Raw genomic sequence first — 16,181 nt, 5'->3', positions numbered from 1 at the left:
GGGGTGCCAGGCGTGGAGGGAACTGCGCCCGCGGGCGGTGGAGCGGGGTGCAGGGGCGTGGGGGTGACCATCGCGCCGGGTAGGAGCGCCTCGCTTGTCGTGGCGACAGGTTCTGGTGCCACCCCCAGCGCCTGGCCGATCGTGTCGTTCGGGCCCGGCCTCTGCCAGGCGCTGGTCAGGAGGCCGACGCCGAGCCCTGTACCTGGTCGCGGACTGGCCGGGCCATGATGGTGGCGGGCGGCCCGCTTCCGCGCGGGTTGATCGGGACCCTGGTGGGCCAGCCGACGGCGATCAGCAGTGCGATCGCCGGAATGATGAGCCAGAGTGGATCGAAGCGGGGCAGTCTGGGCATGGCGGTACAACCTCCAGGGTCGAGGGAGGCGCGGCGGCCGGGAGCGGCCGGGAGCGTCCGGGGTAACGGTCCCGGCCGCCGCTGGGCCGGTCCGCGAGAGCAGCGGATCGCCCGGTTCCACGGTGCAGTGTTTCAGCCCCGTTGGGTAGTCCGAAGTTTCTGATTGTGGATAACTTGCTTTGGCGTTGATTTTGAATGGGTTGCTGGCCTGCGGGTCTGGCGCGGCACCGGGCCGCGGCGCGCATCCGCGGGGCTGAGGCCGGGCTGTGGACAGTGCCCGGGCAGATGGGGGTCGGATGCGGTCCCCAGGTCGGATGCACCCACGATTGCGGTGACTTCAGGGGCGTCGTACCGGTCCCGGTGGAGATCGGCGGGAAATGATCCTTCCGGTGGGCCTGCTGCGGCAGTGCGCGATCTTGAGGGATCGGGGCGGGCGGGTTTTCCGCTGGGCCGCAGCGTGGGGCCGGGTATCATCCTCCATAGGGCCCGCATAGCGGGCCTAGTTCGCACGCCCGCTTCCGAGGGTCTCCGTGAGGCCGTCGGAAGGGTCTCCTCGGTCCGTCGCGTCGGCGGCGGCCACGACCACCCCGGGCGTCAGGGGCAGCCGCCGTCAGGCGGCGCCGTCACAACCGAGGCGTTCGGCTGCGGCCGGACGGAGAGGAGCGACGCGCCATGGCCGTCGTCACCATGAAGCAGCTGCTCGAGAGCGGTGTGCACTTCGGGCACCAGACCAAGCGCTGGAACCCGAAGATGAAGCGGTACATCTTCACCGAGCGTAACGGCATCTACATCATTGACCTGCAGCAGACTCTCTCGTACATCGACCGCGCCTACGACTTCGTCAAGGAGACGGTGGCGCACGGTGGCACCGTGCTGTTCATCGGGACGAAGAAGCAGGCCCAGGAAGCCATCGAGGAGCAGGCCGCCCGGGTTGGCATGCCCTATGTCAAGGAGCGTTGGCTCGGTGGCATGCTGACCAACTTCTCGACGGTCTACAAGCGTCTCCAGCGGCTCAAGGAGCTCGAGGAGATCGAGGTGACCGGTGGTACCGAGGTCCGCACGAAGAAGGAGCAGCTCGTGCTGACCCGGGAGAAGGCGAAGCTGGAGCGCACTCTCGGCGGCATCCGGGACATGAGCCGCGTGCCGAGCGCGGTGTGGGTCGTGGACACGAAGAAGGAGCACATCGCGGTCGGCGAGGCGCGCAAGCTGGGCATCCCGGTCGTGGCGATCCTCGACACCAACTGCGACCCCGATGAGGTCGACTACCCGATTCCCGGCAACGACGACGCGATTCGCAGTGCGGCGCTGCTGACCCGCGTGGTTGCCGACGCGGTTGCGGACGGACTCATGTCCCGGGCCGGCGCCTCGAAGGCCGCCGACGCCAAGCCCGAGCAGTCCGCGGGTGAGGAGCCGTTGGCAGAGTGGGAGCAGGCGCTGCTGCGCGGCGAGGCCGCTGCGCCCGCCGCGCCTGCGGAGCCCGCCGCTGCGAGCGAGGAGCAGCCCGCCGAGGAGCCGGTGCCGGCCACCGCCGAGACTCAGTCCGACGCCGCGGTTGGCACTGCCGTCTGACCTCGCCCCACCCCACGCGCTGGGCCTTCGTGGCGCCCGGCGGGTGGGGGCCGGCGGCCGGCTCGGTGGCGGCCGTCCCGGAGCGACAGCCTGCGGCGGTCGACGGGGCTGGGGGCCGAGCCGGCGGCGCTCCCGGCCAGCCGGAAGGGCCTGGTGCCATGCCGCGCATCCAGGACCGTGCCGCGCCGTCAGGACCGCGCGGCGCCTTTCAGGACTAACGACAGCATCCGACCCACACCAACGAGAAGAGCACCATGGCAGACATCACAGCCGCCGACATCCGCAAGCTCCGGGAGCTGACCGGAGCAGGGATGAGCGACGTCAAGAAGGCGCTGGTCGACAACGACGGCGACTTCGAGAAGGCGAAGTCCTGGCTGCGGGAGAAGGGCAAGGCGCAGGTCGCGAAGCGCGCGACACGCAGCGCCGCCAACGGCCTGGTCGAGTCCTACCTGCACCGGACGGACCCGCAGTTGCCGCCGACCCTCGGCGTGCTCGTCGAGCTGCGCTGCGAGACGGACTTCGTGGCGAAGACCGAGGACTTCAAGCAGCTCGCCCGCGACCTCGCGCAGCACATCGCCGCCGCGGACCCGCTGTACATCACCGCGGACCAGATCCCCAACGAGGTACTCGAGGCCGAGCGCAGGATCTACGAGGCGGCCGCCCGCGAGGAGGGCAAGCCCGAGCAGGCGATCGCGAAGATCGTTGATGGTCGGGTCAACGGCTACATCAAGAGCAGCGTGTTGCTGGACCAGCCCTGGGTGAAGGATGGCAAGGTGACCATCCGAGCCCTGCTCGACCAGGCGGGTGCGTCGCTGGGCGAGAAGATCGAGGTCGGTCGGTTCTCCCGGTTCAACATCCGGCAGGTCTGAGCGCAGGTTCACGGGCCGGCGGGCGGACGGTGGTCGCCCGCCGGTTTCGCATTCCCTCGGGTGGCCGCCGTAGTAGTACCCCGAGCGTCACGCGGCGAGGCGACGGTTCGACGTGCTCGGCGTGGCGCGTCCCCCCGGACTCCGGGTGAGCGGCCTCGTGCGGGACACTGCTCGCCACGGCTGTGCGATCTCGACGGGGCAGGGGCCCCGCACCCATGGGCAGCACGTGTCGTGCTGCGGCTCGGAAGGCGGCCGTGTCCGGAGGGTGGCTGGCGGGGAGGCTGCAGTCGGAGCCGGACGGGCGCCGGCAGGTCAGAGTGGACGGAAGGAAACGTGGTGATCGACGACACACTTCTCGATGCCGAGGAGAAGATGGAGAAGGCCGTCTCGGTCGCCAAGGAGGACTTCGCGAACATCCGCACCGGCCGCATCACGCCCGCGGTCTTCTCCAAGATTCTGGTGGATTACTACGGCGCGCCGACACCGGTACAGCAGCTCGCCTCGTTTCACATCCCCGAGCCGCGCATGGTGATCATTACCCCGTACGACAAGTCGTCGCTGCCCTCGATCGAGAAGGCGGTGCGCGGCTCCGACCTCGGGGTCAACCCGAGCAACGACGGCACGATCATCCGCATCGTCTTCCCGGAGCTGTCCGAGCAGCGGCGGCGTGACCTGGTCAAGGTCGCCCGGTCCAAGGCGGAGGAGGCCCGGGTGAGCATCCGCAATGTGCGGCGCCACGCCAAGGACGGGATCGACCGCATCGTCCGGGACGGTGACGCCGGCGAGGACGACGGCCGGCGCGCCGAAAAGGACCTCGACGAGGCGACCCATCGTTACGTCGGGCAGGTGGACGAGCTCCTCCGTCTCAAGGAAGCGGACCTGCTGTCGGTCTGAGCATCTCCGCCACCGGAGCCGCTGCGGTCCGTTCGCCCCGCGATCCGAGCCAGATGATCGTGGCAACGCGCGAAGGGCGGCGGCGGGACGCGCCTGCCATTTCTATCCGCTTCTGTCGAGATATAGGCATCCATGACGGCAGTCGACGGCCGCGCCGTGGTTGACGGCGGACCATCCGGAAGCGCCGATGCGACCGGGGCGGCAGCGGTCCCACCGCGCCGTTCCCGTGCCGGCCGGAACCTACCGGCCGCGATCGGGGTCGGCGCCCTGCTCGGCGCGGTCATCCTCGTCCCGCTGTTCACGGTGCGTGCGGCGTTCGTCGGCGTCGTCAGCGTCGCGGTCGCCCTGGGCACCTGGGAGGTGATCCGGGCGGTCTGGCTCACCGGTGTGCGGGTGCCGCCCGTGCCGCTGGTCGCCGGGGCGCTCGCGATGCCGGTGGTGGCCTATGTCGCCGGGACGACGGGCCTGCTGTTGACGCTCGCGGCCACCGTCGGCGTCGGGGTGGTGGTGCGCGCCGCTGGACCGGCTGGGGGCCTGGTCCGGGACGTGAGTGGCATCGCGTTCGTCGCCGGCTACGTGGGCTTCCCCGCGGGGTTCGCGGCGTTGCTGACCGAACCGTCCGACGGCAGCTGGCGGGTCCTCGCCTTCCTTGGCACGGTCGTGGCCAGCGACGTCGGCGGCTACACCGCGGGGGTCCTCTCCGGGGGGCGCCACAAGATGGCCCCGAGTGTGTCCCCCGGCAAGTCGTGGGAGGGCTTCGCGGGCTCCGTGGTGGCCTGCGTGCTGGTGGCGGGGATCCTGGTGGCGTGGCCGCTGGGAGCGCACGCGTGGCAGGGCGTCCTGCTCGGCCTGGCGACCGCCTGCACGGCGACGATCGGGGACCTTGGCGAGTCGCTGCTCAAGCGGGACATCGGCATCAAGGACATGAGCAACCTGCTGCCCGGGCACGGCGGCGTGATGGACCGCCTGGACTCGCTGCTGTGCACCGCCCCCGTCGCCTGGCTGCTACTCGCCGCCTTCCTCGCCTGAGCGGGTGGCAGCGGTGGCAAGCGGTGGCAGCGTACCGGCGGCCCGCCCGTACCGGCGGTGCGATCCGACCCGGCCGGGGGCGCCGGGCGGTGCGTGCCGCCCGCGCCGGCGATCGTCGCATTCGTCTACGCGCCGGCCTCCTGGCACACTGGATCTGCGATGACTCCCATGACCGCCGAATCCGAATCCCCGGACGGCCCGATGTCCGCCGGGACCGGCCGGCCGGTCCGCCTGGCCCTGACCCGGCGCGCCGGGCGGCCTGCGCGGCACCTGGCGGATCTTTCTCGAGACGAGCGCCGTCAGGTTGCGGTCTCGTTGGGCCAGCCTGCTTTTCGCGCCGACCAGCTGTCGCGCCACTACTTCGCCCGGCTGGTCGATGCCGACGAGACCGAGACGATGACCGACCTGCCCGAGGGCGCCCGCGGACCGCTCCTCGAGGCCCTGCTCCCGCGGCTGCTCATGCCCACCCGGACGCTGAGCTGCGATGACGGCCTGACCCGCAAGATCGCGTGGCGGACCGCGGACGGCGCGCTGCTCGAATCCGTGATCATGAGGTATCCGGATCGGGCGACGGTCTGCGTGTCCAGCCAGGCGGGCTGCGGCATGGGTTGCCCGTTCTGTGCCACCGGTCAGGGGGGCCTGACCCGTAACCTGTCGACGGCGGAGATCGTCGAGCAGGTCGTGCACGCCGCTCGCGTCCTGCGCCGCCGGGAACTCGCCGGTGGCGAGGGCCGGTTGTCCAACGTGGTCTTCATGGGCATGGGCGAGCCGCTGGCCAACTACACCGCGGTGACCGCGGCGCTGCGCCGCCTGATCGCGCCGCCGCCAGAGGGGCTGGGGCTGTCCGCGCGTGGGCTGACGGTGAGCACAGTCGGACTCGTGCCGGCGATGCGTCGGCTGGCCGGGGAGGGCCTGCCGGTGACCCTCGCGGTGTCCCTGCACGCCCCGGATGACGAGCTGCGCGACGAGCTGGTACCGATCAACACCCGGTGGCCGGTGGCCGAGGTGCTCGCCGCGGCCTGGGAGTACGCCGAGGCCAGCGGCAGGCGGGTGAGTATCGAGTACGCGCTGATCGACGGGGTCAATGACGACGTGGCCCGCGCCGACGCGCTCGCGACCCTGCTCGCCGGCCGCCTCGCGCACGTCAATCTCATTCCGCTGAACCCGACGGATGGCTCGTCCTGGCGGGCCAGTGCCCCCGCCGGCCAGCGTGCGTTCGTCCGCCGGCTGCGGGAGCGGGGAATCGCCACCACCGTGCGTGACACCCGAGGCCGGGAGATTGCGGCGGCCTGCGGTCAGCTCGCCGCCGAGCCCGCCGAGCCCGCCGGGCGCGCCAGGCATGTGGAGTCCGCGACGACCGTCGAGGCCGCCGGCGCGGCGAACGGCTCGTCTGCGCACGGCAACGGTGTCCTTCGGTAGCCCGACGAGTCGACGGCGCGGTTCCTTGCGGCACCGCGCGCGGACGACGAACACGGTCTGGTTGCCGATCACCGCCGCAGTCGGCGTGCTCCTGCTCCTGCTGTGGTACGCCATCTCGCGGGGCTCCGGCCCGGAGCATGCCTCGGGGCCGTCCTCGGCGCTCGGTCCCGCTGGCGGGCGTGAACTGCGCGCAGTGGCCGTCTCGGCGTCGCCGACGCCCACCGTCCCCCCGCCGCCACCCAGCGGGTGCATCACCGGGAAGACCCTGCCGTCCGGGGTGAGTACCCGCACGTTGCGGGTGGGTGGCACCGACCGCACGTATGTCCTGGCAGTTCCCGCCGCCGGCGCGCAGGCCCGGGCGCTTCCGCTGATCCTCACCTTCCACGATCTCGGGCAGAGCACCGACGATCTGGAGGCTTACACCCGGCTGGCCGACCAGGGCACCAAGGCCGGCTTCGCGGTCGCGGCCCCGATCGGGGCGCAGGATCGGTGGAACTTTCCCCGGTCCACCGCCGTCGGCCCCGACGACGTGCTGTTCGAGGGGATGCTGGTCAACGAGCTCACGGGCCGGATGTGCCTCGACGCGAAGCGCATATTCGCCGTCGGTTACGGAGACGGCGCGAACATGGTGCTCACGGCGGCCTGCGCGCTGCCGGGCAGGTTCGCGGCGGCGGTCACGGTCGGCTCGAGTGTGTTGCCGGCCTCCTGCGCGGCGCCCACCACGAACCTGCTCGAGATCCACGGGACGGCCGATCAGGCCGCGCCGCTCGACGGCGGGGGCGCCCCCCGTCCGGCGCCGTTCGTGGGCGTGGCCGCCCAGTCGACGTCCGACTGGCTTGCCCGCTACGCCTCCGCACTTCGGTGCAGCGGCGCCACCCAGGTCTCCCGGGATACCGCGGCCTGGCAGCGCACCGTCTGGACCGGCTGCCCGAGCGGCCGGGACGTCGGGTTGTTGGCCATGCAAGGTACCGGGCACACCTGGCCCGGCGCGCAGGCCCGCCCGGCGCTCGGCCCGACCTCGGACGCCTTCAGCGCCACCGTCGTGGCATTGACCTATTTCGGCTACACCCCCGCATCCGGGGACGTCGGCCGCGGCGGCACCGGGTCGCCGGGCTCGATCGTGGCGCCCCCGCTGCCTCGGCCTCGCCGGCCGCACCGTCGTCGACGGCGAACGCGTCGCCCTCGGTGAGTGCGAGCCCGGGCGCCGGCACGGGCGGTCCGGTCAGTCCTACGCCGTCGACATCACCGTCGGTGACCGGGGCGCCATCGTCGACGGCTGCGGACGGATGAGCTCCCCCATTTGGGTGCGAGACCGGCGACCCCGCCGGGTTGAGGTCGACATCGCCGCGATGGGGAGAGGATGAGGTCACGAAAGGTAGTGGCCGTCAGACCCATTGCACATCTACGGGTGGCACCTGTCATGAACCGAACAGGGCGGCGCCGAGGCGCCGACGGGCCTGAGAGAATGGAGATGTGGTGGAGGCTTCGAACCTGCGTGAAGTTGTTCTGCTCGGGTCCACGGGCTCGATCGGAACCCAGGCCATAGACGTCATACGTCGTAATCCCCAGCGCTTTCGCGTGGTGGCGCTGATGGGCGGGGGGTCCCGGGTGGATCTGCTCGCGGCCCAGGCACTCGATCTCGGTGTCCAGGCGGTGGGCGTGGCGGCGGCATCGGCCGCCCAGGACCTGCAGCTCGCCTTCTTCGCGGAGGCGACGCGGCGGGGCTACCGCCGGGGCGAGTTCGCCGTGCCGAAGATCCTGGCGGGGCCCGATGCGGCCAGCGAAATCGCCGAGTGGCCCTGTGACATTGTTCTCAACGGCATCACCGGGTCGGTCGGTCTCGCGCCGACGCTCGCCGCGCTGGCCGCCGGTCGGACGGTGGCGCTGGCGAACAAGGAGTCGCTGGTCGCCGGCGGGCCCTTGGTCCTGGACGCGCTCGGCGGCGACCCGGACCGGCTCATTCCGGTGGACTCCGAACACTCCGCGTTGGCACAGTGCCTGCGCGGCGGCCGCCGGGACGAGGTGCGCAAGCTCGTTCTCACGGCCAGCGGCGGGCCGTTTCGCGGGCGCCGTCGAGACGAGCTCGCCGCCGTCACCCCGCAGCAGGCGCTGGCCCATCCCACCTGGGACATGGGCCCCGTGGTCACGATCAACTCCGCGACCCTGATGAACAAGGGCCTGGAGCTGATCGAGGCGCACCTGTTCTTCGGAGTGCCCTACGACGACATCGACGTCGTCGTGCATCCCCAGTCGTTGGTGCACTCGATGGTCGAGTTCACCGACGGGTCAACCCTGGCCCAGGTGTCGCCGCCCGACATGCGTCTGCCCATCGCACTGGCCCTGGGCTGGCCGGAACGGGTGGCCGAGGCGCAGCCGCCGATGGACTGGGCCCGCGCCCAGGCACTCACCTTCGAGCCACTCGACGAGGTGGCCTTCCCGGCCGTGGAGCTCGCGCGCACGGCCGGTCGCCGGGGTGGCACCGCACCTGCGGTGTTCAATGCGGCCAACGAGGAGGCGGTGGCGGCCTTCCTGGCCGGACGCCTGCCCTTCGTCCGTATCGTCGATCTGGTGGCCGAGGTCATCGCCGAACACGAGGTCGTGGACCACCCGTCACTCGACGAGGTGTTCGCCACCGAGCGGGCCGCGCGGGACGCGGCGCAGCGGTTGATCCAGCGCGAGAGCGAACGGGAATCGGTGTGAATCACGCTTCGTCCGGGGTGGGCGGCGGATCCCACCCGACCGGTTCCGGGGTCGGGGTCGGGGTCGGTGCGATCAGTCCGGGCCGAGCCGGGCGTGGCGGATCGCGGGGTCCCCGGGCTCACCGGGGCACCCCCGACCGGTGTCCCACCGGGCGGAGGCCGGCCTGATGGCGATTCTCGGCATCGTGGCGTTCGCCGCGGCGCTGCTCGTGTCCGTGGTGTTGCACGAGGGCGGGCACTTCGTGACCGCGCGGCACTACGGCATGAAGGCCTCGAAGTTCTTCGTGGGTTTCGGGCCGACGATCTGGTCCCGCCAGCGCGGCGAGACCGAGTACGGCGTCAAGGCCATCCCCGCCGGCGGCTTCGTCAAGATCGAGGGGATGACGCCGCTGGAGGAGATCGATCCGGCCGACGAGCCTCGGGCGTTCCACAACGCCGGGGCGCGGGCCCGGCTGGTGGTCATGTCCGCCGGTTCCTTCGTGCACTTCGTCATCGCCATCGTGTTGATCTATTTGGTGCTGGTCACGCTCGGCACCAAGCAGGTCAGCACGAAGATCAGTGCGACGAGCTGCGTGGCGACGACCGCGAACTGTTCCGGGCCCGGCCCCGCCGCCGCGGCGGGGATGCGGCTCGGCGACCGGGTCGTCAGCTTTGACGGGGTCGCGGTGCACGCCTGGAAGGACTTCACCCGCCGGGTGCGCGAGCACGGCGCCGGCCCCGCCTCGCTCGTGGTGGAGCGGGACGGCCGGCGCCTGACCCTCACCCCGGACCTGGTCGAGGTCCGCCGCAACCGCTCCACCGGCGATTCGGGGAACGACCGGGTCGGTGCGCTGGGCGTCCGGCCCGGACTCGAGACGGTGCACTACAACCCGATCGAGGCCGTTCCGCACACCTTCGACGTGATCGGCTCCGGCTTCACCGGCATGTACGACACGTTGACCCACCGGATCGGCGACGTCGGTAAGATCTTCAGCAACGATCGCGATCCCGAGGGCTTCATCAGCGTCGTGGGTGCGGCGCGCATCGGCGGCGACGTCGTCTCGGCGCCCGACAGCTCGGTGCTCGACCGGGTCGGCCAGTTCCTCATCCTCGTGGCCGCGATCAACCTCGCGGTCGGCATCTTCAACCTGTTGCCCCTGCTGCCGTTGGATGGCGGCCACATCGCCGTGCTGGGCTTCGAGCAGGCCAGACATGGTCTGCGCAGGCTTCGGGGCTACCGTGGTCCGGTAAAAAAGGTGGATTTCGCCAAGCTGTTACCAGCCACGTACGCCACGGTTGTCGTCCTGTTCGGGTTCAGCCTCCTCCTCCTGTCCGCCGACATCTTCAACCCGATCCGCCTGAACCAGTGAACTCGCACGGTTGCACGAGACCGTGCGCCCTACTCCCTGCGTCCCGCAGCCGACAGGCCGAATCAGTCGCACGTCGATCCTTTTTTCGATTCGCCAGTTCCGATTCGCCAGTGAGGACAACGTGACCGTTACTCTGGGCATGCCAGCCGCTCCGGCCCGACCGCTCGGCACTCGGCGGCACAGCCGGCAGATCAACGTGGGCAACGTCCCGGTCGGGGGTGACGCTCCGGTCTCCGTGCAGTCGATGTGCACCACGTTGACCTCGGACGTCAACGCGACACTGCAGCAGATAGCCCAGCTCACCGCCTCGGGATGCCAGATCGTCCGGGTGGCCGTCCCCAGCCAGGACGACGCCGACGCGCTCGCGGCCATCGCTCGAAAGTCGCCGATCCCAGTGATCGCGGACATCCACTTCCAGCCCAAGTACGTCTTCGCCGCGATCGATGCCGGCTGCGCCGCGGTGCGCGTCAACCCCGGCAACATCAAGGCGTTCGACGACAAGGTCGGCGAGATCGCGCGCGCGGCGAAGGCCGCCGGCACCCCGATCCGGATCGGGGTCAATGCCGGCTCCCTCGACAAGCGGCTGCTCGCCAAGTACGGCAAGGCCACGCCGGAGGCGCTCACCGAGTCGGCGCTGTGGGAGTGCTCGCTGTTCGAGGAGCACGACTTCCGCGACATCAAGATCTCGGTCAAGCACCACGACCCGGTCGTCATGATCCAGGCCTACCGCCTGCTCGCCCAGTCCTGCGACTACCCCCTGCACCTCGGCGTGACCGAGGCGGGTCCGGCGTTCCAGGGCACCGTCAAGTCCTCGGTCGCCTTCGGCGCGCTGCTCGCCGAGGGCATCGGCGACACGATCCGGGTCTCGTTGTCCGCGCCGCCGGTCGAGGAGGTCAAGGTCGGCGCCGCGATCCTGGAGTCCCTCGGACTCCGGCAGCGTAAGCTGGAGATCGTGTCCTGCCCGTCCTGCGGCCGGGCCCAGGTCGACGTTTACACCCTCGCCAACCAGGTCAGCGCCGGTCTCGAAGGCATGGAGGTCCCGTTGCGCGTCGCCGTGATGGGCTGCGTGGTCAACGGGCCGGGCGAGGCTCGGGAGGCCGACCTCGGCGTTGCGTCCGGGAACGGCAAGGGCCAGATCTTCGTCAAGGGCGAGGTCGTCAAGACCGTGCCCGAGGCTCAGATCGTGGAGACCCTCATCGAGGAAGCCATGCGGCTGGCCGAGCAGATCTCGCCGGATGGCACCCCGTCCGGCGAGCCTTCGGTCACCGTCAGCTAGGTGGCGTGATCGGATGGGCCTGCCGCTGCGCTCCGCGTCGACGCGCCTGCTCGACGACCGGGATCTTCCCGCCGTGCGCGAGCTGCTGGCCCGTAATCCGGTCGCCGACGTGTTCGTTGCGTCCCGCGTCGAGGCCGCCGGGCTTGACCCGTGGCGGCTCGGCGCGGAGATGTGGGGTCACACGGTCGACGGCCACCTGGCCGCGTTGTGTTACTCCGGCGCCAACCTCTGGCCCGTGGCGGCGGGCCCCGTTTCGGCGAAGCTGTTTGCCGAGCGGGCCCGCCGGCAGGGCCGCCGCTGCTCCTCCGTCGTCGGCGTCTCCTCGTCGGTCATGGCGATGTGGCAGCGGCTCGAGCTGACCTGGGGACGTGCTCGCGAGGTCCGGGCCGACCAGCCATTGCTCGTGATCGACGGGCCGCCACTCATCGCGCCCGACCCTGCCGTGCGCCCCGTCCGGCCCGATGAGCTGGACATCCTGCTGCCGGCCTGCATCGCCATGTTCACCGAAGAGATCGGGGTGTCCCCGGTCCTGGCCGACGGCGGGGCGCTCTACCGGGCCCGCGTCGCGGAGTTCGTCGGTCAGCGGCGCTCGTTCGCCCACATCGTCGACGGCCGCGTGCTGTTCAAGGCTGAGATCGGCGCGGTCGCCGGGGACGTCTGCCAGATCCAGGGTGTCTGGGTGGATCCGGCGCTGCGCGGGCGCGGGCTGGGCTCGGCCGGCACCGCCAGCGTCGTCGCGCTCGCGCGGACGGCGTTCGCCCCGCGGGTGAGCCTGTATGTCAACGACTTCAACCACGCCGCCCGCCGGGCCTATGAGCGGGTTGGATTCCAGCGCGTGGGCACCTTCGCCTCGATCCTGTTCTAGGTCGCGTCGCTTCCGCCTTCTGAGCCTCGACGCTGCCCCCGCCCATCGCCCGCCTCGCAGCCGTCGATCTTGCTGGGCAGGTCCCTGACCTGGTCCGCAGCATGTGCCGGGATGGTCTACGGGGAACAATCCTTCATCATCGGACTATGTCCGTTTTGCCAAATTTATTCTTATATGCGGCTTATTTGTTACGGAACGATGTCTGCACGATGAAGGCACATGGTCAGGATGCAGGGCATCTGGCATGCTTACCATCCCGATGACGTCGATTGACTTGCATGGCGCGGGCGTCAGCCCGCGCGAAGGGGGTTTCTATGAGGGTGAGCAGACTGTGGCGCGCCGCGGCGCCACTGATCACCGCGGGGGCGCTGGCGCTGGCGCTGGCGGTGGTGGGCTGCTCGAGCTCGAGCGACGGTGACAGCGCTTCGGCGAGCGCGGCGCCCAGCCAGGTGAGCGGGACGCTCCGGCTCGGGTACTTCCCGAACCTCACCCATGCGCCCGCGCTCTATGGCGTCGAGAAGGGGATCTTCGCCAAGGAACTCGGTTCCGGCGTCATCCTGAAGACGTCGACGTTCAACTCCGGCGTCCAGGAGGCCGAGGCCGTCCTGTCCGGGGCGCTCGACGCCGGGTACATCGGGCCGAACCCCGCGGTGAACAGCTTCATCAAGTCGAACGGCGAGGCTGTCCGGATCATCTCCGGCGCGACGTCGGGGGGCGCGGCACTCGTGGTCCGCCCGGACATCACCTCGGTGGCGCAGCTCAAGGGCACCACGCTCGCGACGCCGAGCCTCGGCAACACCCAGGACGTGGCTTTGCGCTACTACCTGAAGAAGAACGGCCTGAAGACGGACACCCAGGGCGGTGGCGACGTCTCGATCAAGCCGCAGGACAACTCCCTCACGGCCGACGCCTTCACCAACAAGGCGATCGACGGCGCGTGGGTGCCCGAGCCGACGGCGTCCCGGCTGGTCGCCGCGGGCGGCAAGGTGCTCGTGGACGAGGCGGACGAGTGGCCCGAGACCAAGGGCCAGTTCGTCACGACGGTGCTGCTGGTGCGCACCGCCTACCTGAAGAAGAACCCGGAGATCGTTCGCCGGCTCGTCACCGCCAACGTGGCGTCCATCAACGGCCTCAACGCCGACCGGGACGCCGGTGCGAAGGTCACCAACACGGCTCTGGGCAAGCTCGCCGGCAAGCCGCTGTCGGACAAGGTCCTGACCTCGGCGTGGAAGTCGCTGACGTTCACGCCTGACCCGATCGCTGCCTCCCTGCTCACCTCGGCCAAGCGTCAGCAGGAGCTCGGCCTGATCAAGAATCCGAAGTTCGACGGGATCTTCGATCTGACGATCCTCAACGACATCCTGTCGAAGCAGGGCAAGCCGGCCGTCTCCGACTCCTGACCCACCCGCAGGGCGCCCTGGCCGGGCGTGCGTCTCCACCGCAACGGGGGAATGATCCGTGACCGCTGTCCGCTCCGACACCGCAGTGCGCATCGACGGCGTCAGCCGGTTCTTCGGCTCCAGCGCCGCCCGTGTCCAGGCGTTGGACAACGTCTCCCTGGACGTCCGGTCCGGCGAGTTTCTCTGTCTGCTCGGCGCGTCGGGATGCGGCAAGTCGACCCTGCTCGGGTTGATCGCCGGTCTCGACGCGCCGACCACCGGCACCGTGGACACCACCGGTCGCCGCGCAGGGATGATGTTCCAGGACTCGGCGTTGTTGCCGTGGCTCACCGCGGGTGGCAACATCGAGGTGCCGCTGCGGCTGCGGGGTATCCGCCGCGCCGAGCGGCGGGAGCGGGTGGAACGCCTGCTCGCGATGGTTCGCCTCGCCGGGCTGGCCGACAAGCGTCCCCACGAGCTGTCCGGGGGTATGCGCCAGCGGGTGAGCCTCGCCCGCGCGTTCGCGCAGGAGGCCGACATCCTCTGCATGGACGAGCCCTTCGGTGCCCTCGACGCGATGACCCGCGACCTGCTCCACGACGAGCTGGAACGGATCTGGCGGGAGACCGGTGTCACGGTCATCTTCGTCACCCACGACGTCCGCGAGGCCGTCCGGCTTGGCGACCGCATCGTGCTGTTGTCCTCCCGGCCCGGGCGGGTCGCGGAGATCTTTGATGTCGACATCGAGCGGCCGCGGCGGATCGACTCCGCCCGGGTCGCGGAACTGGCCACCACGGTGACCACGCGACTGCGCGAGGAGGTTGGTCGGCATGGCCACTGAAAGCGGCACCTCGACCCAGCTCCGTAGTCGGTCGACGGACCTCGACGCCGAGACCGGGCTCGAGGTGGACGCGGCGCTCGCCGGCCTCGACGCGCTCGACATCCCGACCGCGCAGCGGCGGCCGCTCGCGGCCCGGGCCTGGGCGGCGACCTGGCCGAAGATCGGCGCCCTCGCCCTGTTCCTGCTGCTGTGGCAGATCGTCGTCTGGAGCGGCTGGAAGCCCACGTACCTGCTGCCCGGGCCGGGCAAGGCGCTATCCGAGTTCGGCAGTCGCCTCGGCACCGGCCACTTCTGGGACGCCTTGGCGCGCACCCTGGTCCGAGCCGTGGAGGGCTACGCCCTTGCGGTCGTGATCGGGGTCGTGGTGGGGGTCGTGGTCTCCCGCTCCACCATCCTGCGCACCGCGGTGGGCTCCTTCATCACCGCACTGCAGACGATGCCGTCCATCGTCTGGTTCCCTCTGGCCATCCTGCTGTTCAAGCTGAGCGAGTCGGCGATTCTGTTCGTCGTGGTGCTCGGGGCCGCGCCCTCGGTCGCCAACGGGGTGATCTACGGCGTCGACTACGTGCCGCCGCTGCTGGTACGGGTCGGCCGCAGCATGGGCGCGCGAGGGTTCTCCCTTTACCGGTACATCGTGGCGCCGGCAGCCCTGCCGTCGGTGTTGGCGGGGCTCAAGCAGGGCTGGGCGTTCTGCTGGCGCAGCCTGATGGCCGGCGAGCTGCTGGTCATCGTTCCCGGCCATTCCTCGGTCGGTGCCGACCTGCAGAACTCCCGGGAACTGATCGACACGGTCGGGGTGATGGCCTCGATGATCACCATCTTCGTCGTCGGAGTCCTCGTCGACGCCGCCTTCAACACCGCCGACCAGCAGATGCGCGTGCGTCGCGGTCTCATCGCCGAGGGGACGTCCGCGGTGCGTGCGGCCCGGGGCGGCCGGGGACCCGGCGCGGCCGGCGGCGGCGTCGACCCGGCGGGAGGCTCCGTCGACGGCACGGTGCCGCATCAGCCGGCGGACGCGGGTGCCGGGGGAGCGGACGGCGGGCATGCGGGCAGCGCAGGATGAGTGGGTGGCATCCCGCTTCCCTCGGCGGGGTCGCCGCCGCGGACGGTGAGTGTCGCCGGGCACGCCCCCGCCGCGCCCGGCCGACCCGTCGGGGGCGCTCGGTGCTGCCGGACGGCAAAATGGATGCATGCAGATCTCCGCTCGCGCCGACTACGCGCTGCGCGCACTCCTGACGTTGGCGGCGAGTGACGGCGAGCTCGTCAAGGGCGAGTCGCTTGCCACGGCGCAGGATCTGCCGTTGCGCTTCCTCGAGAACATTCTGACCGACCTGCGTCGGGCCGGGCTGGTCCAGAGCCGCCGGGGTGCCGACGGGGGCTACCAGCTGGGCCGCCCTGCCGACCAGATCACAGTCGCCACGGTGATCCGGGTGACCGACGGCCCGCTCGCGAGCGTGCGCGGGCGTCGTCCCGAAGATGCCTGCTACGAGGGTGCGGCCAAGAATTTGCAGGACGTCTGGATCGCCGTCCGGGTCAACCTGCGCCGCGTCCTGGAGAACGTGACCCTGGCCGACGTCGCCGGTGGTCGACTCCCGGAGATCATAACTACTCTAGGTAATGATCCCGATGCCTGGGTTACG

Annotated in this window: 15 protein-coding genes; 14 read left to right on the top strand and 1 reads right to left on the bottom strand. The window is 70.6% G+C overall.

Annotated elements, in window-relative coordinates:
- Nucleotides 1–175: 175 nt before the first annotated feature.
- Complete coding sequence (locus tag G6R25_RS12495) at nucleotides 176–352, bottom strand: hypothetical protein (RefSeq protein ID WP_163553115.1); 177 nt, start codon at nucleotides 350–352, stop codon at nucleotides 176–178.
- A 672-nt stretch (nucleotides 353–1,024) separates the two neighbouring features.
- Here G6R25_RS12495 and rpsB point away from each other — a divergent pair.
- The 14 genes from rpsB to G6R25_RS12425 form a co-directional block, all read left to right on the top strand.
- Nucleotides 1,025–1,921 (top strand): 30S ribosomal protein S2, encoded by an 897-nt coding sequence (gene rpsB, locus G6R25_RS12490; protein ID WP_136449712.1) that lies wholly within the window; start codon nucleotides 1,025–1,027, stop codon nucleotides 1,919–1,921.
- 254 nt (nucleotides 1,922–2,175) lie between these two features.
- Nucleotides 2,176–2,790, top strand: coding sequence for a translation elongation factor Ts (gene tsf / locus G6R25_RS12485; RefSeq protein ID WP_163553114.1), 615 nt, complete (start codon nucleotides 2,176–2,178; stop codon nucleotides 2,788–2,790).
- Between the two features lie 336 nt (nucleotides 2,791–3,126).
- Complete coding sequence (gene frr / locus G6R25_RS12480; protein ID WP_163553113.1) at nucleotides 3,127–3,684, top strand: ribosome recycling factor; 558 nt, start codon at nucleotides 3,127–3,129, stop codon at nucleotides 3,682–3,684.
- A gap of 132 nt (nucleotides 3,685–3,816) precedes the next feature.
- Nucleotides 3,817–4,713, top strand: a complete 897-nt coding sequence (locus G6R25_RS12475) for a phosphatidate cytidylyltransferase (RefSeq protein WP_136446560.1) — start codon at nucleotides 3,817–3,819, stop codon at nucleotides 4,711–4,713.
- A gap of 159 nt (nucleotides 4,714–4,872) precedes the next feature.
- Nucleotides 4,873–6,132: a dual-specificity RNA methyltransferase RlmN gene (gene rlmN / locus G6R25_RS12470; RefSeq protein WP_163553112.1), complete on the top strand. Its 1,260-nt coding sequence runs from the start codon at nucleotides 4,873–4,875 to the stop codon at nucleotides 6,130–6,132.
- A gap of 61 nt (nucleotides 6,133–6,193) precedes the next feature.
- Nucleotides 6,194–7,321: a CE1 family esterase gene (locus G6R25_RS28860; RefSeq protein ID WP_268904131.1), complete on the top strand. Its 1,128-nt coding sequence runs from the start codon at nucleotides 6,194–6,196 to the stop codon at nucleotides 7,319–7,321.
- A 287-nt stretch (nucleotides 7,322–7,608) separates the two neighbouring features.
- Nucleotides 7,609–8,832, top strand: coding sequence for a 1-deoxy-D-xylulose-5-phosphate reductoisomerase (dxr, locus tag G6R25_RS12460; RefSeq protein ID WP_163553116.1), 1,224 nt, complete (start codon nucleotides 7,609–7,611; stop codon nucleotides 8,830–8,832).
- Nucleotides 8,833–8,998: 166 nt separating this feature from the next.
- Nucleotides 8,999–10,180, top strand: a complete 1,182-nt coding sequence (locus G6R25_RS12455) for a M50 family metallopeptidase (protein ID WP_163553111.1) — start codon at nucleotides 8,999–9,001, stop codon at nucleotides 10,178–10,180.
- A gap of 121 nt (nucleotides 10,181–10,301) precedes the next feature.
- Nucleotides 10,302–11,456: a flavodoxin-dependent (E)-4-hydroxy-3-methylbut-2-enyl-diphosphate synthase gene (ispG, locus tag G6R25_RS12450; protein WP_163553110.1), complete on the top strand. Its 1,155-nt coding sequence runs from the start codon at nucleotides 10,302–10,304 to the stop codon at nucleotides 11,454–11,456.
- Between the two features lie 13 nt (nucleotides 11,457–11,469).
- Nucleotides 11,470–12,321: a GNAT family N-acetyltransferase gene (locus G6R25_RS12445; RefSeq protein ID WP_163553109.1), complete on the top strand. Its 852-nt coding sequence runs from the start codon at nucleotides 11,470–11,472 to the stop codon at nucleotides 12,319–12,321.
- Between the two features lie 314 nt (nucleotides 12,322–12,635).
- The gene (locus G6R25_RS12440) at nucleotides 12,636–13,721 is read left to right on the top strand and encodes an ABC transporter substrate-binding protein (RefSeq protein ID WP_163553108.1); all 1,086 of its coding nucleotides are present in this window, start codon (nucleotides 12,636–12,638) and stop codon (nucleotides 13,719–13,721) included.
- Nucleotides 13,722–13,779: 58 nt separating this feature from the next.
- Nucleotides 13,780–14,541 carry an ABC transporter ATP-binding protein gene (locus G6R25_RS12435; protein ID WP_136446566.1) on the top strand — a complete coding sequence of 254 codons (762 nt, stop codon included), beginning with the start codon at nucleotides 13,780–13,782 and terminating at the stop codon, nucleotides 14,539–14,541.
- Entirely contained in the window at nucleotides 14,531–15,604 is a 1,074-nt protein-coding gene (locus G6R25_RS12430) for an ABC transporter permease (RefSeq protein ID WP_163553107.1), read from the top strand. The genes G6R25_RS12435 and G6R25_RS12430 overlap by 11 nt, the downstream gene beginning before the upstream one ends.
- 127 nt (nucleotides 15,605–15,731) lie before the next feature.
- Nucleotides 15,732–16,181 (top strand): RrF2 family transcriptional regulator (locus G6R25_RS12425; protein WP_163553106.1); only part of this gene is annotated, 450 nt, incomplete at its 3' end.

It is taken from the genome of Candidatus Frankia alpina, from assembly GCF_902806485.1.
Classification (GTDB): Bacteria; Actinomycetota; Actinomycetes; order Frankiales; family Frankiaceae; genus Frankia; species Frankia alpina.
The sequence above is the reverse complement of the archived record's forward strand: the minus strand, read 5'-3'. Positions and strand labels throughout refer to the sequence as shown.